Annotated in this window: 20 protein-coding genes; 6 read left to right on the top strand and 14 right to left on the bottom strand. The window is 69.4% G+C overall.

What is annotated here, in order from left to right:
* Positions 1-11 precede the first annotated feature (11 nt).
* The 10 genes from BJG92_RS03355 to argC form a co-directional block, all read right to left on the bottom strand.
* The gene (locus tag BJG92_RS03355) at positions 12-749 is read right to left on the bottom strand and encodes a maleylpyruvate isomerase family mycothiol-dependent enzyme (protein ID WP_232082606.1); all 738 of its coding nucleotides are present in this window, start codon (positions 747-749) and stop codon (positions 12-14) included.
* Positions 750-785: 36 nt separating this feature from the next.
* Positions 786-1,316: a pyridoxal 5'-phosphate synthase gene (locus tag BJG92_RS03350; protein ID WP_232082605.1), complete on the bottom strand. Its 531-nt coding sequence runs from the start codon at positions 1,314-1,316 to the stop codon at positions 786-788.
* Positions 1,317-1,415: 99 nt separating this feature from the next.
* Positions 1,416-2,834: an argininosuccinate lyase gene (argH, locus tag BJG92_RS03345; RefSeq protein ID WP_232082604.1), complete on the bottom strand. Its 1,419-nt coding sequence runs from the start codon at positions 2,832-2,834 to the stop codon at positions 1,416-1,418.
* Entirely contained in the window at positions 2,834-4,039 is a 1,206-nt protein-coding gene (locus tag BJG92_RS03340; protein WP_232082603.1) for an argininosuccinate synthase, read from the bottom strand. The genes argH and BJG92_RS03340 overlap by 1 nt, the downstream gene beginning before the upstream one ends.
* A gap of 60 nt (positions 4,040-4,099) precedes the next feature.
* On the bottom strand, positions 4,100-4,630 hold the full coding sequence (locus BJG92_RS03335; protein ID WP_232082602.1) for an arginine repressor: 531 nt from the start codon (positions 4,628-4,630) through the stop codon (positions 4,100-4,102).
* On the bottom strand, positions 4,630-5,625 hold the full coding sequence (gene argF, locus BJG92_RS03330) for an ornithine carbamoyltransferase (RefSeq protein ID WP_232082601.1): 996 nt from the start codon (positions 5,623-5,625) through the stop codon (positions 4,630-4,632). Before argF ends, BJG92_RS03335 begins: the two co-directional genes overlap by 1 nt.
* A complete protein-coding gene (locus BJG92_RS03325; protein WP_232082600.1) occupies positions 5,622-6,893 on the bottom strand; it encodes an acetylornithine transaminase in 1,272 nt (423 codons plus the stop codon). The genes argF and BJG92_RS03325 overlap by 4 nt, the downstream gene beginning before the upstream one ends.
* Positions 6,890-7,843: an acetylglutamate kinase gene (argB, locus tag BJG92_RS03320; protein WP_232082599.1), complete on the bottom strand. Its 954-nt coding sequence runs from the start codon at positions 7,841-7,843 to the stop codon at positions 6,890-6,892. The genes BJG92_RS03325 and argB overlap by 4 nt, the downstream gene beginning before the upstream one ends.
* A gap of 25 nt (positions 7,844-7,868) precedes the next feature.
* Positions 7,869-9,035, bottom strand: a complete 1,167-nt coding sequence (argJ, locus tag BJG92_RS03315) for a bifunctional glutamate N-acetyltransferase/amino-acid acetyltransferase ArgJ (RefSeq protein WP_232082598.1) — start codon at positions 9,033-9,035, stop codon at positions 7,869-7,871.
* Positions 9,032-10,063 carry an N-acetyl-gamma-glutamyl-phosphate reductase gene (argC, locus tag BJG92_RS03310; RefSeq protein WP_232082597.1) on the bottom strand — a complete coding sequence of 344 codons (1,032 nt, stop codon included), beginning with the start codon at positions 10,061-10,063 and terminating at the stop codon, positions 9,032-9,034. Before argC ends, argJ begins: the two co-directional genes overlap by 4 nt.
* Before the next feature lie 173 nt (positions 10,064-10,236).
* On the opposite strand from argC, the gene BJG92_RS03305 reads away from it, so the two are divergent.
* From BJG92_RS03305 to BJG92_RS03290, 4 genes are all read left to right on the top strand, one after another.
* The gene (locus tag BJG92_RS03305; protein WP_232082596.1) at positions 10,237-11,328 is read left to right on the top strand and encodes an acyl-CoA desaturase; all 1,092 of its coding nucleotides are present in this window, start codon (positions 10,237-10,239) and stop codon (positions 11,326-11,328) included.
* 229 nt (positions 11,329-11,557) lie between these two features.
* Positions 11,558-12,523 (top strand): quinone oxidoreductase, encoded by a 966-nt coding sequence (locus tag BJG92_RS03300; protein WP_232082595.1) that lies wholly within the window; start codon positions 11,558-11,560, stop codon positions 12,521-12,523.
* A gap of 207 nt (positions 12,524-12,730) precedes the next feature.
* Positions 12,731-16,651 carry a Pls/PosA family non-ribosomal peptide synthetase gene (locus tag BJG92_RS03295; protein WP_232082616.1) on the top strand — a complete coding sequence of 1,307 codons (3,921 nt, stop codon included), beginning with the start codon at positions 12,731-12,733 and terminating at the stop codon, positions 16,649-16,651.
* A 50-nt stretch (positions 16,652-16,701) separates the two neighbouring features.
* Positions 16,702-18,084 (top strand): M1 family metallopeptidase, encoded by a 1,383-nt coding sequence (locus BJG92_RS03290; protein ID WP_232082594.1) that lies wholly within the window; start codon positions 16,702-16,704, stop codon positions 18,082-18,084.
* A gap of 132 nt (positions 18,085-18,216) precedes the next feature.
* Here BJG92_RS03290 and BJG92_RS18515 read toward each other — a convergent pair whose 3' ends face one another.
* Genes BJG92_RS18515 through pheS form a run of 3 tightly spaced genes read right to left on the bottom strand, consistent with a single transcriptional unit; the run spans position 18,217 to position 22,534 of the window.
* Positions 18,217-18,912, bottom strand: a complete 696-nt coding sequence (locus BJG92_RS18515) for a 4'-phosphopantetheinyl transferase superfamily protein (RefSeq protein ID WP_232082593.1) — start codon at positions 18,910-18,912, stop codon at positions 18,217-18,219.
* A 2-nt stretch (positions 18,913-18,914) separates the two neighbouring features.
* Positions 18,915-21,470, bottom strand: coding sequence for a phenylalanine--tRNA ligase subunit beta (gene pheT / locus BJG92_RS03280; protein ID WP_232082592.1), 2,556 nt, complete (start codon positions 21,468-21,470; stop codon positions 18,915-18,917).
* A 2-nt stretch (positions 21,471-21,472) separates the two neighbouring features.
* On the bottom strand, positions 21,473-22,534 hold the full coding sequence (gene pheS, locus BJG92_RS03275) for a phenylalanine--tRNA ligase subunit alpha (RefSeq protein WP_232082591.1): 1,062 nt from the start codon (positions 22,532-22,534) through the stop codon (positions 21,473-21,475).
* Positions 22,535-22,759: 225 nt separating this feature from the next.
* On the opposite strand from pheS, the gene BJG92_RS03270 reads away from it, so the two are divergent.
* Both BJG92_RS03270 and BJG92_RS03265 read left to right on the top strand, forming a co-directional pair.
* On the top strand, positions 22,760-23,215 hold the full coding sequence (locus BJG92_RS03270) for a hypothetical protein (protein WP_232082590.1): 456 nt from the start codon (positions 22,760-22,762) through the stop codon (positions 23,213-23,215).
* The gene (locus BJG92_RS03265; RefSeq protein WP_232082589.1) at positions 23,212-23,850 is read left to right on the top strand and encodes an SIMPL domain-containing protein; all 639 of its coding nucleotides are present in this window, start codon (positions 23,212-23,214) and stop codon (positions 23,848-23,850) included. The genes BJG92_RS03270 and BJG92_RS03265 overlap by 4 nt, the downstream gene beginning before the upstream one ends.
* Before the next feature lie 14 nt (positions 23,851-23,864).
* Here BJG92_RS03265 and pcp read toward each other — a convergent pair whose 3' ends face one another.
* Complete coding sequence (gene pcp, locus BJG92_RS03260; protein ID WP_232082588.1) at positions 23,865-24,506, bottom strand: pyroglutamyl-peptidase I; 642 nt, start codon at positions 24,504-24,506, stop codon at positions 23,865-23,867.
* Positions 24,507-24,624 lie beyond the last annotated feature (118 nt).

Genomic DNA, 24,624 nt, shown 5'->3' with positions numbered 1-24,624 from the left:
TGCCGCCGGGCCTACCGGTCTACCGGCACTCCGGCGGGCCAGGGCAGCAGCGCCGGGAGGTCGACGCCGTCGGCGGCGGCGGTGGCGCGCAAGCTGCCGAGGGTGGGTGTGCGTCCGGCGAGCCACGCAGCGATGTCCGTCAGCATGCCGTTGATCACCGTGGACCGGCCGCCGCTGCCGATCGTCACCGGCGGCAGGCCGAGGGGCTGAAGCACAAGCCGATCGCCGGCCGGCACCCGGTCAGCGAGAAACTCGAAGAGCTGTTCGCAGAACGGCCGGCTCCAGGTTTCAGGGCCGCGGCCCGTGCCCAGATCCGTGGCGTGGATGGTGAGTTCGCGCCACAGCGCCAGGCCGCCGTCGAACACGACTCCCCCGCGGTAGCTGACCGGCTCCTGCCAGCCGGCCGCATCGAGTGCCGAGAAGGCGCGCAGGGCCCGTGCCACGGCGGCGTCCACATCGGCGCGGTGTTCCTCGATGGTGTGCCCGGCGGCCAGGTCAATGGCGCGGGTGCGGCCTTCGAAGCCGCCGTCATACAGCTCGATGCTCTCGCCCCGGGCGGCATATTCGAGCTGGCGGGCCATCGCGTTGGAAATGCCGCTGATGTGCGCCAGCACGTGGCCCCGGGTCCAGTCCGGCAGTTCCGAGGGCGCCACGACGTCGTGGTCCGTCAGCTTCGCGGCGATTCCGGTGATCGTGACGGCCGCGCGGCGGAGTTCTGACAGCAGATTTTCTGGGGTGATGGGGGTCATGGCGCCATCCTAGCCGAGCTGCCGGGCTAACCGGGATTAACCCAGCCCGGCCGGACCGTAGTGGTGGCGGATGTGGCGCCGGTCGTGGCGGGCCTGCCAGAATTCGAGCTCGCGGGGGCGTAGGGCGTAGAGCTGCCAGTGCGGGTTCTCGCTGCCGTCGGCACCGGGCCGGGCGTGCCAGTCGGCGGCGGAGGCCTCGGCGGAGAGCTCCACGACGGTCCCGGCCACCCGCACCTGCCGGCCGTGCTGCTGCCAGTAGAAGTTGAGCGCGGCGTGCGGGTTGGCCGCGAGTTCCCGGCCCTTGCGGGAGGCGCGTGAGCTCGCGAACTGCCAGCCGTCGTCGTCGAGGTCCTTGAGGATCAGCATGCGGGAGGATGGCCGGCCGAGCCCGTCTACCGTGGCAAGGCTGAAGGCGTTGGGTTGCGGCACGCCGGCCTGAACAGCCTGGCCGAACCACTGGCGGAACAGCTCCGCCGGGTCCGCGGGGGCGGTGGACGGGTCAAAGTCCGGAAGTTCCTCGGGGAAATCGGGCAGGGCGCGCAGGTACTGGCGGAAGGATTCGCTCATGTACCCACTTTAAGCGCCGCGAGGAGGCATTTCACGGCAGTGTTTACGAAAAACATTGCCGCGAAATGCCCCCTCGCGTGGGTGTGATGCCCGCCCCGGTTACTCGCCCGCGTACCGGCGGACGCCGGCGAGCTCGCCCTCAAGGGCCAGCAACTGGCGCTCGACGGCGGCCGGCGCGGTGCCGCCCTGGGAATTCCGGCTGTTCAGCGAGCCCTCGGTGGACAGGACCGTGCGGACCTCCGGCGTCAAGTGCTCCGAGATGGCGGCGTATTCCTCATCCGTCAGGTCCCAGAGCTCGACGCCGCGGGTTTCGGCCTGCTTCACCGCGGCACCGGAGAGCTCATGCGCCTCGCGGAACGGAACACCCTGGCGGACCAGCCATTCGGCGATGTCCGTGGCCAGCGCGAAGCCAAGAGGAGCCAGCGATTCCATCCGTTCGGTGTTGAACGTCAGGGTCGCGATCATGCCGGAGACGGCCGGAAGCAGGACCTCCAGGGTGTCGGCGGCGTCGAAGACCGGTTCCTTGTCCTCCTGCAGGTCGCGGTTGTACGCGAGCGGCAGCCCCTTCAGGGTGGCCAGCAGCCCGGTCAGGTTCCCGATCAGCCGGCCGGCCTTGCCGCGCGCGAGCTCGGCCACGTCCGGGTTTTTCTTCTGCGGCATGATCGAGGAGCCGGTGGAGTAGGAATCGTGCAGCGTCACGAAGGAGAATTCCTTGGTGGCCCAGAGGATCACTTCCTCCGAGACCCGGGACAGGTCCACGCCGATCATGGCCGTGATCCACGCGAACTCGGCGAAGACATCGCGGGAGGCGGTGCCGTCAATCGAGTTGTGCGTGGCGGAGAAGAAGCCCAGCTCCGCGGCCACGGCCTCCGGGTCCAGGCCCAGCGAGGAGCCGGCCAGGGCGCCGGAGCCGTACGGCGAAACCCCGGCGCGCTTGTCCCAGTCCTGAAGCCGCTGCACATCGCGCAGCAGCGCCCAGGCGTGGGCCAGCAGGTGGTGGCTGAGCAGGACCGGCTGGGCATGCTGGAGGTGGGTGCGGCCCGGCATGGCCACACCGCGGTGCGACGTGGCCTGGCCCACGAGGGCGTCGATCGTGGCGAGCACGCCGCGGGCGATGATCCGGGCGTGGTCGCGCAGGAACATCCGGCCCAGCGTCGCCACCTGGTCGTTCCGGGACCGGCCGGCGCGGAGCTTGCCGCCGAGCTGGGTGCCGGCCCGCTCGATCAGGCCGCGTTCCAGGGATCCGTGCACGTCCTCGTCGGACTCCGCGGGCAGGTAGGCGCCGGAGGCCACGTCCGCGTCCAGCCGCGACAGGGCGTCGAGCATGCCTGCCAGCTCGGTGTCGTCGAGCAGTCCGGCCTTGTGCAGCACGCGGGCGTGCGCCTTGGACCCGGCGATGTCGTAGCGGGCCAGCCGCCAGTCAAAGTGCGTGGACTTGCTCAGCGCGGCGAGGGCGTCCGCGGGGCCGCCGGCGAACCGGCCGCCCCACAGCGCACCTGTATTCGTAGCCGACGCCACTACTGGCCTGCGACGCGGATGTCGCGGCCCGAGGCAACCTTGGCGGACATGCCCCACAGCTCGATGAAGCCGCGGGCCATCGACTGGTCGAAGGTGTCGCCGGTGTCGTAGGTGGCGAGGTCGAAGTCGTAGAGCGAGGTCTCCGAGCGGCGTCCGTTGACGATCGCCTGGCCGCCGTGCAGCACCATGCGGATGTCGCCGGTGACGTAGCGCTGGGTGTCCTCGATGAAGGCGTCGAGGGAGCGCTTGAGCGGCGAGAACCACTGTCCGTCGTAGACCAGCTCGGACCAGCGCTGGCCCACCGTGGCCTTGAAGCGGGCCTGTTCGCGTTCGATGGTGATGTCCTCGAGGTGCTTGTGCGCGGTGATGAGCGCCATGGCACCGGGCGCCTCGTAGATCTCGCGGGACTTGATGCCGACGAGGCGGTCCTCGACGACGTCGATCCGGCCGACGCCCTGGGCACCGGCGCGGCGGTTGAGTTCCTTGATGGCCTGCAGCGGGGTGACCTTGACGCCGTCGATCGCGACCGGGACGCCGGCCTCGAAGGAGATGGTGACCTCGTCCGGGGCCGGCGGGAATTCCGGGGTCGCGGTGTAGTCGTAGATGTCCTTGGTGGGACCATTCCAGATGTCCTCGAGGTACCCGGTTTCGACCGCGCGGCCCCAGACGTTCTGGTCAATCGAGTAGGGGTTCTTCTTGGTGGTCTCGATCGGCAGCCCCTTTTCCTCGGCAAAGGCGATGGCCTTGTCGCGGGTCAGGGCGAGGTCGCGGACCGGCGCGATGCACTTCAGGTCCGGGCCGAGGGTCTGGATGCCGACCTCGAAGCGGACCTGGTCGTTGCCTTTGCCCGTGCAGCCGTGCGCCACGGTGGTGGCTCCGAATTCGCGGGCGGCTTTGACCAGGTGCTTGACGATCACCGGGCGTGAGATCGCGGAGACCAGCGGGTAGTGGCCCTGGTAGAGGGCGTTGGCCTTCAGCGTGGGCATGCAGTATTCATTGGCGAACTCGTCGGACGCGTCAGCCACGTAGGCTTCGACGGCGCCGCAGCCCAGGGCACGCTGGCGGATCGTCTCCAGCGACTCGCCACCCTGTCCGACGTCGACCGCCACGGCGATGACCTCGGCGCCGGTCGCTTCACCGATCCAGCCGATGGCTACGGAAGTATCGAGGCCACCGGAGTAGGCCAGCACAATACGCTCAGTCACTTCACATGCTCCTTAGTTGTTTGGTTCTTAATTCTGTGGTGCAAGTTCTCTGGTGCAAGTTTATTGGCCGGCTTCCTCGGCGAGCTGCAGGAACCGGGCCGCCAGGGCCGCGCCGCCAAGCGGATCGCGGGTCACCAGCAGCAAGGTGTCGTCCCCCGCGATCGTGCCCAGGATCGAGGGCATCACGGAGTGGTCGATGGCCAGGGCCAGGAAGTTGGCCGCCCCCGGCGGCGTCCGGAGCACCACGATGTTCGCGGACGCTTCGGCGGTAACCAGCAGTTCCCCGCAGAGCCGGGCCAGCCGCGCGTCGAGGATCTCCTGGGTCACGCCGCTCTTGACCGCCCGTTCCCCGCCCTCCCCCGGCACCGCGTAGACGAGCACGCCGTCCTTGCCCCGGACCCGGACGGCACGCAGTTCCACGAGGTCCCGGGACAGCGTGGCCTGGGTGACCTGGACGCCGTCGTCCGCGAGCAGGGCCGCCAGTTCCGCCTGCGAGCGGACCGACTCGCCGGTCAGGATCGCGGTGATGCGCGCCTGCCGGGCGGTTTTGGTGGCCGGGCTGGCCCCCGGTGAAGCGGGCTGGGCGGACACTACGCGGGTCCCTCAAGCGGCGCCAGTCCTTCAACCACGGCGAGGCCGGAGCGGTGCATCAGCCAGGCCATCAGGGCCTTCTGGGCGTGCAGCCGGTTCTCGGCCTCATCCCAGACGATGGACTGCGGGCCGTCGATCACGGCTGCGGCGATCTCATAGCCCCGGTAGGCGGGCAGGCAGTGGAGCACGACGGCGTCCGGCGCCGCGAGCTTCATCGCCGCTTCGTCCACGGCGTAGCTGCGGAACAGCTGCAGCCGGGCTTCCTTCTCCTCTTCCTGGCCCATGGAGACCCAGGTGTCGGTGGCGACGACGTCGGCGCCGAGCAGCGCCTCGGCGGCGTCCACCGTGACGAGCACCGAGCCGCCGGTCTCCGCCGCCCGGTCCTCGGCCGCCGCGATGATCTCCGCGGACGGCAAGTAGCCGTCGGGTCCGGCGACGCGGACATGCATGCCGGCTGTGACGCCGGCCAGCAGGTAGGAATTGGCCATGTTGTTGGCGGCGTCGCCGAGGTAGCTCATGGTCAGGCCGGCCAGGCCGCCCTTGTGCTCCTTGATGGTGAGCAGGTCGGCCAGGAGCTGGCACGGGTGGTAGTCATCGCACAGGGCGTTGATGACCGGCACCCGGGAGTTCGCCGCCATGGCGAGGAGCCCGGCGTGGGCTCCGGTGCGCCAGACGATCGTGGACACCATGCGCTCCAGGACCCTGGCGGTGTCCTCGACGGATTCCTTGTGGCCGATCTGCGCCTCGCCCGGGTTGATGATGAGCGCGTTGCCGCCCATGTCCGCGACGCCGGTGGCGAAGGAGACGCGCGTCCGGGTGGAGGTCTTGTCGAAGATCACGGCAACGGTCTTGCGTCCGCTGCCCTCCGCCGCGAACGGCTGCACGCTGTAGGGGGCCGCCTTCATCCGGACGGCAAGGTCCAGGACCTCGGCCTGCTCGGCGGGGGTGAGGTCGGTGTCCTTAAGGAAGTGGCGGGTGGTCACGGTCGTATTCACTGGGCGTCCTTTGCGGTGCGGAGGAGGGCGGGCAGTGCCGCGAGGAAGAGGTCGGCCTGGCTGGTGGTCAGGATCAGCGGCGGCGCGAGGCGGATCGTGTGCAGGCCAGGGCTGTTGATGATGAAGCCCGCCTCAAGGCCTGCGGCCACAACGGCGGGGGCGACGTCGGCGTCCAGGTCAAAGCCGATCAGCAGTCCTTCGCCGCGGACCTCGGTCACGCCGTCAATTCCGGCGAGGCCGGCCCGCAGGTGCTCCCCCACAACCCGGACATGTGCCAGGACCTGCTGGTTTTCCAGGACGTGCAGGGTGGCCAGGGCCGCCGCGGTGGCCACCGGGTTGCCGCCGAACGTGGTCCCGTGCTGGCCGGCGGTCAGCAGCGCGGACGTTGCCGGCCCGAAGGTCACGAGCGCGCCGATCGGGAAGCCGCCGCCGAGGCCCTTGGCGAGGGTGACGGCGTCGGGCACGATCCCGGCGTCCTCGCTGGCGAGCCACTTGCCGGTGCGGCCGATGCCGGTCTGGACCTCGTCCAGGATCAGCAGGGCGCCGGCGGCACTTGTGGCCTCCCGCGCGGCCTGCAGGTACCCGGGTGGCAGCGGCCGGACGCCCGCCTCCCCCTGGATCGGTTCTAGGAAAACGGCGGCGGTGGTCTCGTCCACCGCAGCCCGGAGCGCGTCGATGTCACCGAAGGGGATGTGTTCGACGCCGCCGGGCAGCGGGGCGAACGGCGCCCGGTACGCTTCCTTCGCGGTGAGCGCGAGGGCGCCCATGGTGCGGCCGTGGAAGGCGCCCTCGAGGGCAATGATTTTGGTGCGGGGCTTCACTGTGTTGTCCGGACTGGCGCCGGTATTGCGCCGGGCCAGCTTGAAGGCCGCCTCGACGGCTTCGGTGCCGGAGTTGGCGAAAAACACCTTGGAACCGGCCGGCGCGTGGCTGAGTTCCAGAAGCTTCTCGGCCAGGGCGATCTGGGTGGGGCTCGTGAAGAAGTTGGAGACGTGGCCCAGGGTGGCGAGCTGGCTGGAGATCACGGAGGTCACGAAGGGGTGCGCGTGGCCGAGCGCGTTGACGGCGATCCCGCCCAGCAGGTCGAGGTATTCCTTGCCGTCGGCGTCCCAGACGAGGCAGCCGGCACCGCGGACCAGGACGCGCTGCGGGGTGCCGAACACACCCAGGAGCGAGGAGGAGTAGCGGGCCAGCCAGTCGGCTCCCGTGCCGGGTCCGCGGGTCCCGACGATGTCGCTGAGTTCGGGGGATTTTTCCAGCTGGTTCATGCGTTGTCCTCGTCCGGGACGACCTGCGTGCCGATGCCCGCAGTCGTGAAGGTTTCCAGCAGCATCGAGTGCGGCAGCCTGCCGTCCACGATGTGCGCGCGTTCCACGCCGCCGTCGACGGCCTTGAGGCAGGCTTCCATTTTCGGGATCATGCCCGATTCCAGGCTCGGCAGCAGCCCGCGCAGTTCCGAGACCGTCAGCGAGGAAATCAGCGAGGAGCGGTCGGGCCAGTTGGCGTACAGGCCCTCGACGTCGGTGAGGATGACCAGCTTGGAGGCGCCGAGGGCCTCGGCCAGGGCCGCGGCTGCGGTGTCCGCGTTGACGTTCAGGACCTGCCCGGTGGTCTGCGCGCGCAGGGTGCTCTCTGCCGCGCTGTCGTCGAAGATCTCCGGCGCCACGGTGGAGATCACCGGGATCCGGCCGGCCGCGATGATGTCCAGGATGCCCTCGGGGTTCACGCCGACGACTTCCCCGACGAGGCCCAGGTCCACCTCTTCGCCGTCCACCACGGTGCCGGTGCGGACCGCGCGCAGCAGGCCGCCGTCTTCCCCGGACATCCCGACGGCGTACGGGCCGTGCGAGTTGATCAGGCCCACGAGTTCGCGTCCCACCTGGCCGGTGAGGACCATCCGGACCACGTCCATGGCCTCGGGCGTCGTGACGCGCAGCCCGCCCTTGAACTCGGACTCAATCCCGAGCCGGCTGAGCATGGCGTTGATCTGCGGGCCGCCGCCGTGCACCACCACCGGATGGATCCCGACGTGGTGCAGGAAGACGACGTCCTCGGCGAAGGCACGGCGGAGCTCGTCGTTGACCATGGCGTTGCCGCCGTATTTGATCACCATGGTGGTGCCGGCGAAGCGCTGGATCCAGGGCAGGGCCTCGACCAGGGTGCCTGCCTTGCCCCGGGCATCTGACATGGAGGTGGTCTCGCGGGTCTGGGTGTTCATGGGTGTTCGTCCTTCCCGGACGGGCCTAGCTGGAGTAGGCGCTGTTTTCGTGCACGTACTCGTGCGTGAGGTCGTTGGTCAGGATGGTGGCCTCGGCGTCGCCGGCCTGCAGATCGATCTCAACGAGCACCTCGCGGGGTTCGAGGTCCACGAGGTTGCGGTCATCACCAATGCTGCCGTTGCGGCAGATCTGCACGCCGTTCATGGACACGTTGAGCTGGTCCGGCTCGAACGCCGCGTCGGTGGTGCCGACGGCGGAGAGCACGCGGCCCCAGTTGGGGTCCTTGCCGAAAATCGCCGTCTTGAACAAATTGGAGCGGGCGACGGCGCGGCTCACAGTTTCCGCGTCCCGCTCGCTCGCGGCGTTGAACGTGCGGATGGCGATGTCGTGGCTGGCACCCTCGGCGTCGCCGATGAGCTGGCGGGCCAGCTCCGCGCACACCTGGGTCAGTCCGGCACCGAACGCGGTGGCGGAGGGAACCGATCCGGAAGCGCCGGAGGCCAGCAGCACCACGGTGTCGTTGGTGGACATGCAGCCGTCCGAGTCCGCCCGGTCGAAGGTGACGCGGGTGGCGTCGCGCAGAACGACGTCGAGCATCTCCGGCTGGACCTGCGCGTCCGTTGTCAGGACCACCAGCATGGTGGCGAGCCCCGGGGCGAGCATGCCGGCGCCCTTGGCCATGCCGCCGATGGTGAACCCGTTTCCTTCGGCGTCGGTGCCGGTGAACACGGCCTGCTTGGAGACGGAGTCCGTGGTCATAATCGCGGCGGCGGCGTCGGATCCGCCGTCCGTGGTGAGGGCCGCTGTGGCGTAACCGATCCCGGCCAGGATTTTGTCCATGGGCAGCTGCTCGCCGATCAGGCCGGTGGAACACACGAAAACGTCCGTCGCGGATAGGCCGAGAGCCTCGGCGGTCTTCTCGGCCGTGGTGTGCGTGTTCTGGAAGCCCAGCGGGCCGGTGCAGGCGTTGGCTCCGCCGGAGTTGAGGATCACTGCGTCCACGCGGCCGTCCCTGACCACCTCGCGGGACCAGTGCACGGGGGCCGCTGCCACCCGGTTGGAGGTGAACACGGCTGCGGCGGCCTTCGAGGGCCCGTCGTTGACCACGAGGGCGAGGTCCGGGTTTCCGGAGGCCTTGAGGCCGGCGGTGACGCCGGCGGCGCGGAATCCCTGGGGTGCGGTGATACTCACGGGGCAACTCCCTGCAGATCGAGGCCGGCGGTTTCCGCCAGGCCGAGGGCGATGTTCATGGACTGCACGGCGCCGCCGGCGGTCCCCTTGGTCAGGTTGTCAATGGCGCACGTGACGATCACGCGGCCGGTGTGGGTGTCGAGCGCCAGCTGCATGACGGCATGGTTGGAACCCTGCACGGATTTCGTGGCGGGCCACCGGCCCTCGGGCAGCAGGTGGACGAACGGCTCGTCGTCGTACGCCTCGCTCCAGGCGCCGCGGAGCTCCTCGGCGGTGACGCCGGGACGCACCTTGGCCGTGGCGGTGGTGAGGATGCCGCGGCTCATCGGGGCCAGCGTGGGCGTGAAGGAGACGGTCACGGGAGCATTCAGGGCCCTGGAGAGCCCCTGTTCGATCTCGGGCGTGTGCCGGTGTCCGCCGCCGACGCCGTAGGGGCTCATGGAGCCCATGACCTCGGAACCGATCAGGTTGACTTTGGCGGCCTTGCCGGCCCCGGACGTGCCGGACGCGGAAACGATGACGACGTCGTCGGCCTGCAGCAGGTGGTTGCTGAATCCCGGGGTGAGGGCCAGCAGGGCCGACGTCGGGTAGCAGCCCGGCACGGCGATCCGTTTGGCGCCGCGGAGTGCCTCGCGCTGGCCGGGAAGTTCGGGCAGTCCGTAGGGCCAGGCGCCGGCGTGCGGCGATCCGTAGAACTTTTCCCAGGCCGCCGGGTCCGCCAGGCGGTGGTCGGCACCGGCATCGATGACCAGGGTGCCGGCGGGCAGTTGCGCGGCGATCGCGGCGGAGGCGCCGTGCGGAAGGGCCAGGAACACGACGTCGTGTCCGGCCAGGTTTTCCACTGTGGTGTCTTCGAGGAGGCGGCTGGCGAGACCGTGGAGATGCGTCTGCAATTCCCCTAGTCTGGAACCGGCGTTGCTGTGCGCCGTGATGGCGCCGATCATGACGTCCGGATGACCGGCGAGGAGCCGCAACACCTCGCCGCCGGCATAACCGCTTGCGCCGGAGACGGCAACAGAAATAGTCATAGCGTCCACTCTACAGCAAGAGTATGCATAGATGCCGATATTTATGCATCAGCGGGGTCGTGTCCCGGCCAAGGCACATGCGGGGAGCGTATGCTGGGCGGAGGGTGATCCAGACCGTGCGCTCCGAATGTCGGCCGCAGCGTTGCCCTTGACAGTTACGAGGCACGCCCTACATGACTCCCACCCTTACCGCCTCAGAGCCCCCGAAATCGCGGGTCCGGCAACCGAACGCCGTGGTCCTGAGCTATTCGGAGCTGCTCAAGACGGTGAAGTCCGCGGGCCTGCTCGAACGGCGGGTCCGCTTCTACGTCACGGTGTTCTCCATCCTGGTGCTGCTGATGACCGCCACGTGGTTTGGTTTCGCCCTCATCGGCGACAGCTGGTTCCAGCTCCTGATCGCTGCGGCCCTGGGCATTCTCTGCACCCAGTTGAGCTTCCTGGCGCACGAGGCCGGGCACCGGCAGATTTTCGCCTCCCGCCGCGCCAACGACTGGGCCGCACGGCTGCTCGCGACCTCGGTCGCCGGCATCAGTTACTCCTGGTGGGAGCAGAAGCACGGCGCGCACCACAACCACCCCAACGTCATATCCAAGGACCCGGATATCGCCACCGGCGCCATCGCGTTCTTTCCGGAGGCTGCCGCCACCCGGCAGGGACGGTTCTCCTTTCTCACCCGCAAGCAGGGCTGGCTGTTCTTCCCGCTGCTGTTCCTCGTGGGACTGGGCCTGCAGATCGATTCGATCAGGTTCATCTTCCAGCGCGCCAAGGTCACGCACCGCTGGGTTGAAATTCCGATCCTCGCCGTCCGGCTGAGCCTGCTGCCGGTTCTGGCCTTCACGTTCCTGCCGTGGGGCATGGCGCTGGCCTTCATCGGCGTCCAGCTCGCCGTCTTCGGTTTCTACATGGGCGCTTCCTTCGCGCCGAACCACAAGGGCATGCCGGTCCTGCCGGCGGACAGCCGCGTGGACTTCTTCAGCCGCCAGGTCCTGACGTCCCGGAACATCTCCGGCGGCCGCTTCATGGACATCCTGCTCGGCGGCCTCAACCGCCAGGCCGAACACCACCTCTTCCCCGACATGGCGCGCCCGCAGCTCGACAAGGCCGCCGTGATCGTCCGCGAGTTCTGCGCGAAACACCAGGTTCCGTACACGGAAACCACACTGCTGCAGTCCTACGGCATCATCGTCCGGTACCTCAACGAGGTGGGCCTCTCCGCCGGACGCCACTTCGAGTGCCCGATGGCCACCGTGACGCGCCGCTTCTAGGCCGCGTGCGGGCCTTCGCACCGGCGCACGTGCCCTGCGGAGGGCACCGGTAATTTGTTTGACCCGACGTGACGGCCGCTGACCGGCCGTCACTTCGTCGTTGGCGCCGGAGTCCCTAGGATGGGTGCAGGAACACGGTCAGGAAATCCCGGCAGGGAATATCCAGCCCAGGGAATTTTCAGTCCCTGATAATCCAGCCCCGGAGCATCCAGCCCAGCGAAGGACACACATGATGCACGCAATTCTCGCCCGCGAGGCAGGCGGCCCGGAGGTTCTCGCACCTGCCGAGGTGGAGCGACCGGTTCCGGGACCCGGCCAGCTGCTGGTCAGGGTCTCCGCCGTCGGCGTGAACTTCATCGACACGTACAAGCGCAGCGGCGCCTACAAGGTGTCTTATCCCTTCACCCCCGGTTCCGAGGCCTCGGGCACCGTGGAGGAATGCGGCGACGCCGTTACGGGCTTCTCCCCCGGTGACCGGGTCGCCACGGCCGAAGGCACCAGCTGCTACGCCGGCTACGCCCTGATCGACGCAGACAAGGCCTTGCCTGTCCCGCGCGGCGTCGACGATTTCACGGCCGCCGCCCTGCCCCTGCAAGGCATCACGGCGCACTATCTGATCAACTCCTCCTTCAAGGTGGAGGCCGGCCACACCGTCCTCCTCCACGCCGGGGCCGGCGGCGTCGGCCTCCTGCTGATCCAGCTGCTCAAGGCCAAGGGCGCACGGGTCATCACCACGGTCTCCACCGACGAGAAGGAACAGCTGGCCCGCGAGGCCGGGGCCGAGCACGTGCTGCGCTACGACGGCTTCGCCGCCAAGGTGCGCGAACTGACCCACGGGACCGGCGCGGACGTGGTCTACGACGGCGTCGGGAAGGACACGTTCGACGGCTCCCTCGCCGCCCTGCGCATCCGCGGAACCCTGGTGCTCTTCGGTGCCGCGTCCGGCCCGGTGCCGCCCGTCGATCCGCAGCGGCTGAACGCCGGCGGCTCGCTGTACCTGACGCGGCCGACGATTAGCCACTTCCTGCTTACCGCCCAGGAACGCCGCTGGCGCTCCGACGAGCTGTTCGCGGCGGTAGCCAACGGAAGCCTCAAGGTCCGGATCGGCGGGCGCTACGACCTCGCGGACGCCGCCCGGGCCCACGAGGACCTCGAACAGCGCCGCACCACCGGCAAAGTCATCCTGGTCCCGTGAGGCCCCCCGCCTGCACCGCAGCGTGGGGGGCTGGGTCCAGGAACCGGCGAAACGGCATCCAAACGTCCGGCCAGCGCAGAAAGACCAGAAAGTGAATCCGGACATCATCCATTCATCTAGCCCGGAGACAATGCCGCAGTGACTGAGCACCAGCATCCCAGCGATCATCCCGCACCGCCCGGCTCAGCTCCCGCAGCCGCGACCCGGATGGCCGCCGGCCGTCTCTATCCGGCGCAGCTTCCGGGATCGCTGTCCGCGCCGCCGGAGCGGACGCTGATTGACATCCTGCAGGAGACCGCAGAGCGGTTCCCGGACGCGTCAGCCCTCGACGACGGCCGTGAATCGCTGAGCTACACCGAATTGCTTGCGGCGGTGCGGGCCGCGGCACGGGAGCTGCATCTGGCTGGCCTGGGCGCCGGAGACAAAATCGGCGTCCGCATACCCTCGGGCACCAACCGGCTCTACATCTCCATCCTCGCCGTGCTGCTGATTGGGGCGGCGTACGTTCCGGTGGACGCTGACGACCCTGACGAACGGGCCAAGCTCGTCTTCGGCGAGGCACGGGTCGCGGGCATCCTGCGCGGCGGCGGCGAGATTGTCACTGACGGCAAGCGGCCCCGGCCGTTTCCCTCGGCCCGGACGCCCGGCCCGGACGATGACGCGTGGGTCATCTTCACCTCGGGTTCCACCGGAACGCCCAAGGGCGTCGCCGTGCAGCACCGGTCCTCGGCGGCGTTCGTCGACGCCGAGGCACGGATTTTCCTCCAGGACGAACCCATGGGGCCCCAGGACCGTGTCCTGGCCGGGCTGTCCGTCGCCTTCGATGCGTCCTGCGAGGAGATGTGGCTCGCCTGGCGGCATGGCGCCTGCCTCGTGCCGGCTCCCCGCGCCCTGGTCAGGACGGGGATGGACCTCGGACCGTGGCTGATCAGCAACGGCATCACGGCGGTCTCGACCGTGCCCACGCTGGCCGCACTGTGGCCGGTGGAATCCCTCGAAAGCGTCCGGCTGCTGATCTTCGGCGGCGAGGCATGCCCGCCTGAACTCGCGGAACGGCTCGCCGTCGAAGGCCGTGAAGTCTGGAACACCTACGGCCCCACCGAGGCCACGGTCGTCGCCTGCGCGGCGCCGCTGGGCGGTCCCGGACCGATCCGGATCGGCCTGCCGCTGGACGGCTGGGACCTGGCCGTCGTCGATGCCGATTCCCTGCCCGTCGGCGAAGGCGGGGTGGGCGAGCTGATCATCGGCGGCGTCGGCCTGGCCCGTTATCTCGACCCGGCAAAGGACGCGGAGAAATACGCGCCGATGCCCTCGTTGGGCTGGGACCGGGCCTACCGCTCCGGAGACCTGGTCCGCTACGAGGCGGCAGGCCTGATCTTCCAGGGACGCGCGGACGAGCAGGTCAAACTCGGCGGCCGCCGGATCGAACTCGGCGAGATCGACGCCGCGCTCCAGCGGCTCCCGGGCGTTGCAGGAGCAGCCGCCGCTGTCCAGACGACGGCGGCCGGGAACCAGATACTGGTCGGCTACCTCGCCCCCGTGTCCGGTGTGGACATCGACCTGGCTGCGGCGCGTGAGCTCCTGGGCACGAGCCTGCCGGCACCGCTGATCCCCATGCTGACCCTGGTGGACTCGCTGCCCACCAAGACCAGCGGCAAGGTCGACCGTCACGCACTCCCCTGGCCGCTGGCCGGCGCCGGGGCAGCCGACGCCGACAACGCGCCGCTGAACCTGCCGGAGGACGCGCACTGGATCGTGGAACAGTGGAGCGCCGTATTGGGCGCCGCGGTCAGCAGCCTCGACGCCGATTTCTTCGCCTACGGGGGCGGCTCCCTCGCGGCGGCCCAGCTCGTCTCGGCCCTCCGTGCCCGCTACCCCACTATCACGGTCGCGGACATTTACGCCACCCCGCGGATCGGTGCCCTCATCGACGTCGCCCGGCAGTCGCTGCCCGAGGGCGGGGCCGGCCCCGCCCCGGAACGCACCGTCCGCCCCACGGCCCGCAAGTCACAGGTCTTCCAGACGCTGATGGGGATACCGCTGCACATCCTCGTGGGCATGCGCTGGCTGACCTACCTGATGGCCGCCAACAACCTGCTGTCGGCACTGGCAGGATTCAGTGCCGCACCCACGCTGTCCTGGTGGTGGGTGGCCGCCTCCTGGCTCGTGTTCGTGAGCCCGGCGGGCCGGATGCTGATCTCCGTGGCCGCCGCGCGGATCCTGCTCCGGAACCTGGTGCCCGGAACCTATCCCCGCTCCGGGCGGGTACACCTGCGCCTCTGGCTGGCCGAGCAGATCCAGGACCTGGCCAGCGCCGTCAGCCTCGCCAGCGCGCCCTGGGTGCCCTACTACGCCCGGGCCCTCGGGGCGAAGATCGGCAACAACGTCCAGCTCCACTCCCTGCCTCCGGTGACTGGGCTGCTCACCCTCGGCAGCGGCTGCAACATTGAACCGGAAGTGGATCTGTCCGGCTGGTGGATCGATGGCGACATCGTTCACATCGGGGCCATCCATATCGGCGCCGGTGCCACCGTGGGCGCGCGGAGCACCCTCATGCCCGGGGCCACCATTGGCGCCGGGGCCCAGGTGGAGCCCGGCTCGGCCGTGCTGGGAAAGGTCAAGGCCGGGCAACTGGTCGCGGGCTCCCCGGCCGAACGGCGGGGCAAGGCCAAGCACTCCTGGCCTGACGCGGCCCCGGAGCACGCCCTGATCGGCAGGCTCTGGTTCGCCGGCTTCGCCACGGCCTCGGCCGTGCTGGCCCTGATCCCCATCGTCTCCGCCGTCGCCGCAGCGCTGGTGGTGTTCTTCTTCATTCAGGGCAGGGAATCACTCTCCGAGGCCCTGCCCCAACTGGCGCTCTCCCTCCCGCCGGCCGCACTCGTGTGGTTCCTGGCCAACCTTGTGCTGATCCTCGCCACCACCCGGCTCCTCGGCCTCGGGCTGGCCCCGGGCTACTACCGGGTCCGCAGCCGGATCGGCTGGCAGGTCTGGGCCACCGAACGGGTTCTGGACCTGGCCCGCGACCTGCTCTTCCCGGTCTACGCGAGCTTGTTCACGCCGGTCTGGCTTCGACTGCTCGGCGCCAGGATCGGCAAGAACGTCGAGGCCTCCACCGTCCTCCTGATCCCCAAAATGACCACCGTGGGGGAAGGCGCCTTCCTGGCCGACGACACCATGGTGGCCTCCTACGAGCTCGACGGCGGCTGGTTGCGGATTGCCCCCGCCAAGATCGGAAAACGCTCCTTCCTCGGCAACTCCGGCATGACGGCCGCCGGCCGGAACGTGCCCAAGAACTCCCTCGTCGCGGTGCTCTCGGCGACGCCCGCAAAGGCCAAGTCCGGGACGTCGTGGCTGGGCAGCCCGCCCGTGCGGCTCCGGCGCACCGCGATCGCCTCCGATGACAGCCGCACGTATCAGCCGCCGATGAGGCTCAAGGTCGCCCGGGCGCTCTGGGAACTGTGCCGCTTTGTCCCGGTCGTGGCGACGGTCGCGGTCGCTGCCGGGGTCTTCCTCGCCTTCGACTGGCTGGCCACCGCGTTCAACTACGGGATTGCCGCGGTCCTGGGCGGCATTGTGATCCTGCTGGCCGGCGCCGTGGCGGCCGGGAGCGCCGTCGTGGCCAAATGGCTCCTCGTGGGGCGGATCCGCCCCGGCGAGCATCCCTTGTGGAGCTCTTTCATCTGGCGCAACGAGGTGGTGGACACCTTTATCGAGATGGTGAGCGCGCCCTGGTTCGCCCGCGCGGCCAGTGGAACGCCGGCCCTGATCTGGTGGCTCCGGGCCCTCGGCGCGAATATCGGTGCGGGCACCTGGTGTGAGAGCTACTGGCTCCCGGAAGCGGACCTTGTCACCCTTGGCAGGAATTCCACCGTCAACCGCGGCTGTGTGGTTCAGACGCATCTGTTCCACGACCGTGTGATGAGCATCGACACTGTTACGCTCGAAGACGGAGCAACCATGGGCCCGCACGGAGTCATCCTCCCGCAGGCCCGGATCGCCAGGGGCGGCACGGTGGGACCGGCATCCCTGGTCATGCGGGGTGAAACTGTGCCGGCCGGGTCCTATTGGATGGGTAATCCGGTCAGCCCGTGGGTCGGGCCGGCCGAGCCGGCCCCCAGGCCCACGTAGCCACACCCCGTCCCGCCACACCGCACCTGCAATCGCGAAAGACCGGTTCTATGAGTCCCAGCGCCCCAAGTTCCAGCCCAGCAGCGAGCACCGGCGGCGCGCCGCCGTCGTTGTCGAAAGAATCCGGTGCGCCGGATCCCTACCTGCCGGGCCAAGGCACCAACGCCTACCGCGTCACCCGCTATGAAATCGATCTGGACTACAAGCTCAGCAGCAACCGCCTGAACGCGCGCGCCCTTGTCCACGCGGTGACGCGGCATCCGACGTCGGCCATCGTCCTGGACCTGGCCGGCCTCCGGGCCACCAAGGTCCACCTGAGCGGCCGCCGGGTGCGGAAATTCAGCCAGCGCGCCGAGCAGCTCGTCGTCGTCCCCGAGGCCGCCCTGCTGCCCGGCGAGGAATTCACTCTGGACATCCGCTACGAAGGCAACCCCTCGCCCCGGCGCGGGTTGTGGGGCGAGGTGGGCTGGGAGGAACTTACCGACGGGGTGCTTGTGGCCGGCCAGCCCAACGGTGCCCCTTCCTGGTTTCCCTGCAATGACCATGCCCGGGACAAGGCCAGCTACCGGATCAGCGTGACGACGGACGCCAACTACCGCGCCGTGTGTAACGGGGTACTCCTCTCCCACACCACCCGGGCGAGCCGCCAGACCTGGGTCTATGAACAGTCCGAGCCAATGTCCACGTACCTTGCCACGGTCCAGATTGGCCGCTACGAGCTTCTCGCCCTCAACCCGGGGGGGCCGGGGGCGCAGGTGCCGCAGTACGCGGCTGTTCCGCCGGCCCTGGCGGAGCGTGCCCGCAGCGGGCTCACGCGCCAGTCCGCCATGATGCGCACCTTCACGAACTGCTTCGGCCCGTACCCCTTCGCCGAATACACCGTGGTGGTGGCGGAGGACGAGCTCGAGATCCCGCTTGAGGCGCAGACCCTCTCCATCTTCGGTCCCAACCATCTGGGACTGGACTGGGAGTCGCAGCGGCTCATTGCCCACGAACTCTCGCACCAGTGGTTCGGGAACTCGCTGACGGCGGCATCGTGGCGGGACATCTGGCTGCACGAAGGGTTTGCCTGCTACGCGGAATGGATCTGGTCCGAGGAAGCCGGGGTCCTGCCCGTGGCGAACCGGGCTGCCGCCGCGTGGCGGAAACTCCGCGCCGGCAGCCAGGACTTGCTGGTCGGCGACCCGGGGCCGGAGCGGATGTTCGATGACCGCGTCTACAAGCGCGGCGCCCTGGCCCTGCACGCCCTGCGACTGCGCTGCGGCGACCTGGCGTTTTTTGCCCTGCTGCACGACTGGGCCGGGCAGCACCGCCATGGATCCGTGTCAACGTCCCAGTTCATCCTGGCCGCGGACCGCGCCACCGGCATCGACGCCGAAGCCCTGCTGCACCCCTGGCTGTACGAGGAAGCCCTTCCCCCGCTGCCGCACTGAGAAGATATGGTTGGGCGATGCGAGAACAGGATCTGAATCCCGCGCCTCGCGGGCGGCTGCGGGCGCCGGGAAACAGCATCTGAAGCAGCTGCCGCAGTCAGTGGGGAGGCCGAGCGTCGGCGGCCACGGAAGTCAACGCACCGGCAGGACTGCCAGCGCGGCAGCGAAACCCTCCGGCAGGCCCAGCGCGGTGGTGTCGAGGTCCAGCAGGACGGTGCCGTCTGCGGGCCGGGCAAATGCCTCCACCGACGCGGGGTTGACCCGCAGTCCGGTGCCGCTGGCCTTGAGCAGGGCCTCCTTGCGGGCCCAGGCCCGGGTCCGGAAGTGGTCCCGCCGTTCCGGCGCGAGGCCGCCGAGCAGCCGCCGTTCCGCAGAGGTGAGCGCGACGTCGTCGAACCCGTCAAAACGGACCCCTAAGCGGTGCTCCAGGTCGATGCCGATTGCCGCCCCAGCGACGGCGGCCGGCCCTGCGGCCACCACCGCCCAGCCACGGCAGCGCGACAGGCTCAGGGCGAGGCCCGCCGGGGCGCCGCCGATCACGTAGCCGGGCCGGCCGTGATCCTGGTCCGTTCCGCAGTCCGGGCAGACAGAGGCAGCTGTCAGGTTCCCGGGTCCGACGCCAAGGATCCCGGCGGCAAAGCCCCGTAGCGCGACCCTGCCAGCCAGGAAGTCCCGCCGGGCTGACGCGTCCCTGAGCTGCGCGGCACGCCCGCGTTCCGCGGGGTCGAGGAACGCCTCGCCGTCCGGTCCTGCGTCGGCCAGACGCACGGACCGGACGGCGACCCCGGAAACACCCGGGATTCCGGTAACGTCCAGGGCTCCGGGCACGTCTAGCGTTGGACTGCTCCGAAGCGCTCATGGGTGAGCGCCACAGCGCTCTCGCGGGCCACGGACGCCTCGTCGGCGGTCAGCGTCCGGTCCCCGGCGCGGAAGCGCAGGCTGAACGCCAGCGACTTCTTGCCGTCCTCGATGCCTTTGCCCGCGTACACGTCGAAGAGCGCGACGTCCTCGAGCAGCCCGCCGGCTCCCTCGCGCAGGGCCGCCAGCACCTCTTCCGCCGGGACCTCCTGCGGCACCACGAGGGCGACGTCCTGGGTGGCCACCGGGTAGGTGGAGATGTGCCGGGCGACAATGACGTCGGCTGCGGCGTCGAAGAGGGCGTCGGCGTTGAACTCGACGGCCACCGAGCGGGGAGGCATGTCGTGCGCGGCCAGCAGCTTCGGGTGCAGTTCACCGGCGTAGCCCACCACCTCGCCGGTGCGGAGCGCCAGCTGTGCGGCCCGTCCCGGGTGGAAGGCCTGGTGCCGGCCCTGGCTGATCACGATCTCGACGCCGAGCACGTCGCCGGCGGTCCGGGCGATGTCCAGCGCATCCGCCCAGTCCCACGCACGGGGCGTGTGGCCGGCGGCTGCTGTCGTCTCGTGGCCGGTCAACACGGCGGCGAGGTACAGCGGCTGGTCCGGGACGCCGTCGTACAGGGCATCGAGCACCTCATCGCTGGGCTTGGCGCCGAGCGGCGGGATGGAAGCCGTGCCCAGCGTCTCGCCCGGCAGGAACACGAGCCCGGCCTCGAACAGCGCCAGGTCGCGGAACCCGCGCGAGTGGTTGCGTTTGGCCACCTCGATCAGGCCTGGCAGGATCGACGTGCGCAGGTAGCCCTGCTCCTCGCTGATCGGGTTGGCGAGCTTGAGCGACTTGTGCGGCGCTCCTTCCGTGGCCACCCCGAAGGTGTCGTTGGCGGCCTTGGAGACGAACGGGTAGGCAAGGACCTCGGTGAGGCCCGAGGCGGCCAGGGCCTGGACCAGCCGCCGGCGCTGCAGCTGCACGCGGGTCAGGCCGCGGCCCGGGGGCGCCACCGGCAGGGTCGCCGGGATCTTGTCGTAGCCGACCAGCCGCGCAATTTCCTCGGTGAGGTCCTCCGGCGTCTCCAGGTCGTTCCGCCAGCTGGGTGCCGTGACGTCGTAGCAGAGGCCGGCGGCGGTGCCGTTCTTCTCGACGACGGCACCCAGGTCCTCGAGCGAGGTAACGATCTGTTCTTCGGTGAAGTCGATGCCGATCCGGGCGGCGGCAAAGCCGGCCGGAAGGGTGATGCTGACGGCGTCCGGCGCGGTCCCGACGTCGGTTCCCGCCTCGTCAGCGGTGCCGCCGGCGAGTTCGACGAGCAGGTCAACGACGCGCTGGGCGGCGATGCCCGCCATGTGCCAGTCGACGCCGCGTTCGAAGCGCTTGGAGGCTTCGGACGGCAGTTTATGCCGGCGTCGGGAGCGCCCGATGGACACCTCGTCGAAGTGCGCCGCCTCCACGAGAATGCTCGTGGTGGAATCGGAAACCTCGGTGGCGGCGCCGCCCATCACACCGGCGACGCCGATCGCGCCGGAGCCGTCGGTGATGAGCAGGTCCTCGGCGTCGAGCGCGCGCTCCTTCCCGTCCAGGGTGGTGATCTTTTCCCCGGCCACCGCCCGGCGGACCACGATGTCGCCGGACAGCTTGTCCAGGTCGTAGCAGTGAATGGGCTGCCCGAGCTCGAGCATGACGTAGTTGGAGATATCCACCGGAAGGGAGATGGAGCGGACGCCGGCGAGCCGGAGCCGGGACGTCATCCACGGGGGCGTGGGCTTTGCGGCGTCGACGCCGCGGACAGTGCGGGCCACAAAACGGTCGCAGCCGGGCTTGCCGTAGATCGGGGCGCCGTCGTTGAGTTTCACGCCGAAGCCGCCGGCCAGTTCCACGGGTGCCTGGACCCTGGAGGCCGGGTCGGTGAAGGACGTGCCCGTGGCGTGGGCGTACTCACGGGCCACGCCGCGGAGGGAGAACGCATAGCCGCGGTCCGGGGTGACGTTGATTTCGGCGGCCTGGTCATAGAGGCCGAGCAGTTCCATGGCGTCGGTGCCGATTTCCGGGTCCAGCCCGATCCTGGCCAGCACCAAGATGCCGTCGTGGTCCTCGCCGATGCCGAGTTCGCGCACGGAGGCGATCATGCCCGCGGACAGGTGGCCGTAGGTCTGGCGTGCGGAAATGCGGAAATCGCCGGGCAGCACGGCACCGGGAAGGGTGACCACCACCTTGTCGCCGGCCACGAAGTTGTGCGCGCCGCAGATGATGCCCTGGACGCCGGAGGGGTCGATGCCCTCGCCGGTGAGGCTCTGCGGCTGTCCGTCCGGGACTACCCGGACCTGGCACCAGTTAATGGTTTTGCCGTTGGTCTGGGGTTCCTTGACGATGCTCAGGACCTGGCCCACCACGATGGGGCCCTGCAGGGTGTCCGTGGGCCGGTGGACTGCCTCTTCTTCAAAGCCGACCTTGACCAGGTCGGCCATCACGTCTTCGGCCGTTGCTCCGGCCGGTACCTGCGCGAATTCACGCAGCCAGGAAATTGGGATACGCACGGTTAGATCTCCATCCCGAAGTGCTCGCTGAAACGTACGTCGCCCTCGATCATGTCGCGCATGTCGCCGACCTCGTTGCGGAACATCAGGGTCCGCTCGATGCCCATGCCGAAGGCAAAACCTGAATAGATATCCGGATCGATGCCGGCTGCGCGGAGCACATTGGGGTTGACCATGCCGCAGCCGCCCCATTCGATCCAGCCGGGGCCGCCCTTGGCACCCGGGTGCCAGATGTCCAGCTCCGCGGACGGCTCGGTGAACGGGAAGTAGTTCGGACGCAGCCGGATCTGGGCCTCGTCGCCGAACATCTGGCGCGCGAAGTGCTCCAGGGTGCCGCGGAGGTCCGCCATGCTGAGCTTCTTGTCGATGGCCAGGCCCTCGAACTGGTGGAAGACCGGGGTGTGCGTGGCGTCCAGCTCATCGGTGCGGAACACCTTGCCGGGGCACAGGACGTAGATGGGCAGCTCGCGTTCCAGCATGGAGCGGACCTGCACCGGGGAGGTGTGGGTGCGCATCAGCAGGTGGGCCTCGGGCGGCTCCACGAAGAAGGTGTCCTGCATTTCGCGGGCGGGGTGGTCCGGCTTGAAGTTCAGCGCATCGAAGTTGAACCACTCGGACTCGACCTCAGGGCCTTCGGCGATTTCCCAGCCCATGCCGACGAAGATGTCCGCCACGCGTTCCTGCAGGGTGGACAGCGGGTGGCGCGAACCGGCACGACGGCGGCGCGGGGCTGCGGTGACGTCCACGGTCTCCTCGACCAGGATCCGCGCGTCGTTCTCTGCCTCCAGCTCGGCCGTGCGGTCCGCGAGCGCCTTGTTGACGCGTCCGCGGGAGGCACCCATGAGCTTGCCGGCGGCGGCCTTCTGGTCCTTCGGCAGCCCGCCGATCCCACGGTTGGCCAGGCTCAGCGCGGACTTTTCGCCGGTGTGGGCGAGGCGAACGGCCTTGAGTTCATCAAGCGTGGAGGCAGCGGCAATAGCGGCAACAGCCTGGTCTACAGCGGCGGTGATAGCGGCTTCATCCAGAGGATTCGGGACGCCGGCGCCCGGCAAAGTTTCAGTCATCTACTGTTCTTAGCTACGAGTCGGTTCATGCCGGCGGCACTGGACCTTCGAAAGGTTCCGGGACCAGTGCGCCGGCAAAGGGCAGGGCACGCCTCAATCGCTCCGGCGGCCATTCGCCTCCAGTCTAGTTGAACGCATCCCCGTGCCCGAACGTGACAGCGGCGCCCTCCCCCTGGCCGGCCCGGCTCTTCGAACGGCACAGCTTCGCGGGGCTAGCATGGCCTCATGACGCCGGGACAACGGCTGCGGCAGCTGGCCAATGTACTGAATGCAACAACTCCGCTGGGGTTGCTGCTGGCCGGCTGTGCCCGCGCTCCCGTCCGCCGCGGACCCCGCGGACTGCTCATTGCCACCGGCTACCGCTGGCGGCTGCCCGTCGCCGCCGCCTTCACGGTGGGCAATGTGGTGCTCTTTCGCGCCGGGCCGGAACAAGCCCTGGCCAACCCCGTGCTGCTGGGACACGAAGAGCGCCACAGCACCCAATACGCCTGGTGCCTGGGCCTTCCCTTCCTGCCGTTGTATTTCCTCGCGGCAGGCTGGTCCCTGCTCCGGACGGGCAACCCCGGCTCACGTAATTTCTTCGAACGCCAGGCAGGGCTCCAGGCCGGCGGCTATCCGGAACCGGTCACCGGATCCCGGCACACGATCCGACCAACCGAAACGGAACGAGGCATGACATGACCGACAGTCCCAGGACAATTTCAGTCACCGGATCCGGCAGCGCGGAAGCCGCCCCGGACCTGCTGACCCTCTCGATCGGCGTCGAATGCCGCAGGGAGGACGTCGGCGCGGCGTACAGCGAGGCGGGCCGCGTCTCCGCGGCCATCACTGCGGCGCTCCGCGGTCACGGCGTCACCAATCCGGACATCACGACGTCGGGCCTCAACGTCCGGGCCGAGGTGAACTGGCAGGAGGGCCGGGGGCAGGTCGTCTCGGGATACCTGGCGTCCACCGTCCTGAGTGTCCGGATCCGGGAACTGGGAACGTCGTCGGAGGTCATTGCCTCCGCGGTCGCGGCCGGCGGCAACGATGTCCGGCTCAACGGGCTGGAGCTCGGCTTTGCCGATCCCGCCGCCGTCGCCGCCCGGGCCCGCGAGGCCGCCTGGCAGGACGCCGTCACCACGGCCGGGCACTTCGCGTCGCTCGCCGGGGCCTCCCTGGGCAACGTAGTCTCGCTCGAGCAGCAGCCCGGGCACCCGGCGCCCATCCCGGTCGCGAAAATGCAGCGGGCCGCCGCCGTGGAGTCGCTGACCGTGGAGGCCGGAGAGTCCAGCGTCAGCGCCACAGTAGGCGTCGTGTGGGAACTGCTCGCCTGAGGGCGGCTGCGCCCTTAGTGCGTGGCTCCCGCGGCGATCTTGAGGTCCGCTGCGGCCGCCAGCGCGCTCCGGACGACGACGGCGAGCGCCTCCGCCAGCTGTTCCAGGGGAAGGGACGGATCAGTGCTCCCCGGCGGCAGCTGGGCCGGCTCGTAAGGAACATGGACAAAGCCTCCGCGGCTTCCCGGCCGAAGCCGCAGGGCATGCATCAGCCCGTAGAAGAGGTGGTTGCAGACGTAGGTCCCCGCTGTCTGGGAAACCTCGGCCGGGATCCCCGCGGCAGTCAGCGCCGCGAGGGCTGCCTTCACCGGCAGGGAGCTGAAGTACGCAGCCGGCCCGCCGGGAACCACGGGCTCGTCCACCGGGGCCTTGCCCGCGTTGTCCGGAATCCGCGCGTCGTCGCAGTTGATCGCGATCCGCTCGAGCGAGACCCGGGACCTGCCGCCGGCTTGGCCGGCGCAGACCACCAGCTCCGGGCGGTACTGGTCCAGCGCCTCCTCCAGCGCCCTGATGGAGTCCCCGAAAACGCAGGGCAGCTCCACAGCCTGCGCGTCGAGCCCCTCGGCGCGGAGCCGGGCCGCGGCCACCCGTGCAGCCGTCCATGACGGGTTGGTGCTTTCGCCGCCGAACGGTTCGAACCCTGTCAGGAGAATCATCGCCCCAGCCTAACAATGCCGCCCGCCGCCGGAGCCGAACGGCAATCCACAGTCTCGAAACTTGCCGTCCGATGCGGCGCGGACCCTTGACTTAAATTCGAACATACCTTCGAATAGA

Origin of the sequence: Arthrobacter sp. SO5, from assembly GCF_020532805.1 — a bacterium.
Lineage (GTDB): Bacteria > Actinomycetota > Actinomycetes > Actinomycetales > Micrococcaceae > Arthrobacter.
This window is presented reverse-complemented; position numbering and strand designations above follow the sequence as displayed.

What these genes read in the sequence shown, in the direction of transcription:
- BJG92_RS03355 (WP_232082606.1), bottom strand. Translation starts at nt 749, where the DNA reads ATGACCCCCATCACCCCAGAAAATCTGCTGTCAGAACTCCGCCGCGCG.
- BJG92_RS03350 (WP_232082605.1), bottom strand. Translation starts at nt 1,316, where the DNA reads ATGAGCGAATCCTTCCGCCAGTACCTGCGCGCCCTGCCCGATTTCCCC.
- BJG92_RS03325 (WP_232082600.1), bottom strand. Translation starts at nt 6,893, where the DNA reads ATGAACCAGCTGGAAAAATCCCCCGAACTCAGCGACATCGTCGGGACC.
- argB (WP_232082599.1), bottom strand. Translation starts at nt 7,843, where the DNA reads ATGAACACCCAGACCCGCGAGACCACCTCCATGTCAGATGCCCGGGGC.
- argC (WP_232082597.1), bottom strand. Translation starts at nt 10,063, where the DNA reads ATGACTATTTCTGTTGCCGTCTCCGGCGCAAGCGGTTATGCCGGCGGC.
- BJG92_RS03305 (WP_232082596.1), top strand. Translation starts at nt 10,237, where the DNA reads ATGACTCCCACCCTTACCGCCTCAGAGCCCCCGAAATCGCGGGTCCGG.
- BJG92_RS03300 (WP_232082595.1), top strand. Translation starts at nt 11,558, where the DNA reads ATGATGCACGCAATTCTCGCCCGCGAGGCAGGCGGCCCGGAGGTTCTC.
- BJG92_RS03295 (WP_232082616.1), top strand. Translation starts at nt 12,731, where the DNA reads ATGGCCGCCGGCCGTCTCTATCCGGCGCAGCTTCCGGGATCGCTGTCC.
- BJG92_RS03290 (WP_232082594.1), top strand. Translation starts at nt 16,702, where the DNA reads ATGAGTCCCAGCGCCCCAAGTTCCAGCCCAGCAGCGAGCACCGGCGGC.
- pheS (WP_232082591.1), bottom strand. Translation starts at nt 22,534, where the DNA reads ATGACTGAAACTTTGCCGGGCGCCGGCGTCCCGAATCCTCTGGATGAA.
- BJG92_RS03270 (WP_232082590.1), top strand. Translation starts at nt 22,760, where the DNA reads ATGACGCCGGGACAACGGCTGCGGCAGCTGGCCAATGTACTGAATGCA.
- BJG92_RS03265 (WP_232082589.1), top strand. Translation starts at nt 23,212, where the DNA reads ATGACCGACAGTCCCAGGACAATTTCAGTCACCGGATCCGGCAGCGCG.
- pcp (WP_232082588.1), bottom strand. Translation starts at nt 24,506, where the DNA reads ATGATTCTCCTGACAGGGTTCGAACCGTTCGGCGGCGAAAGCACCAAC.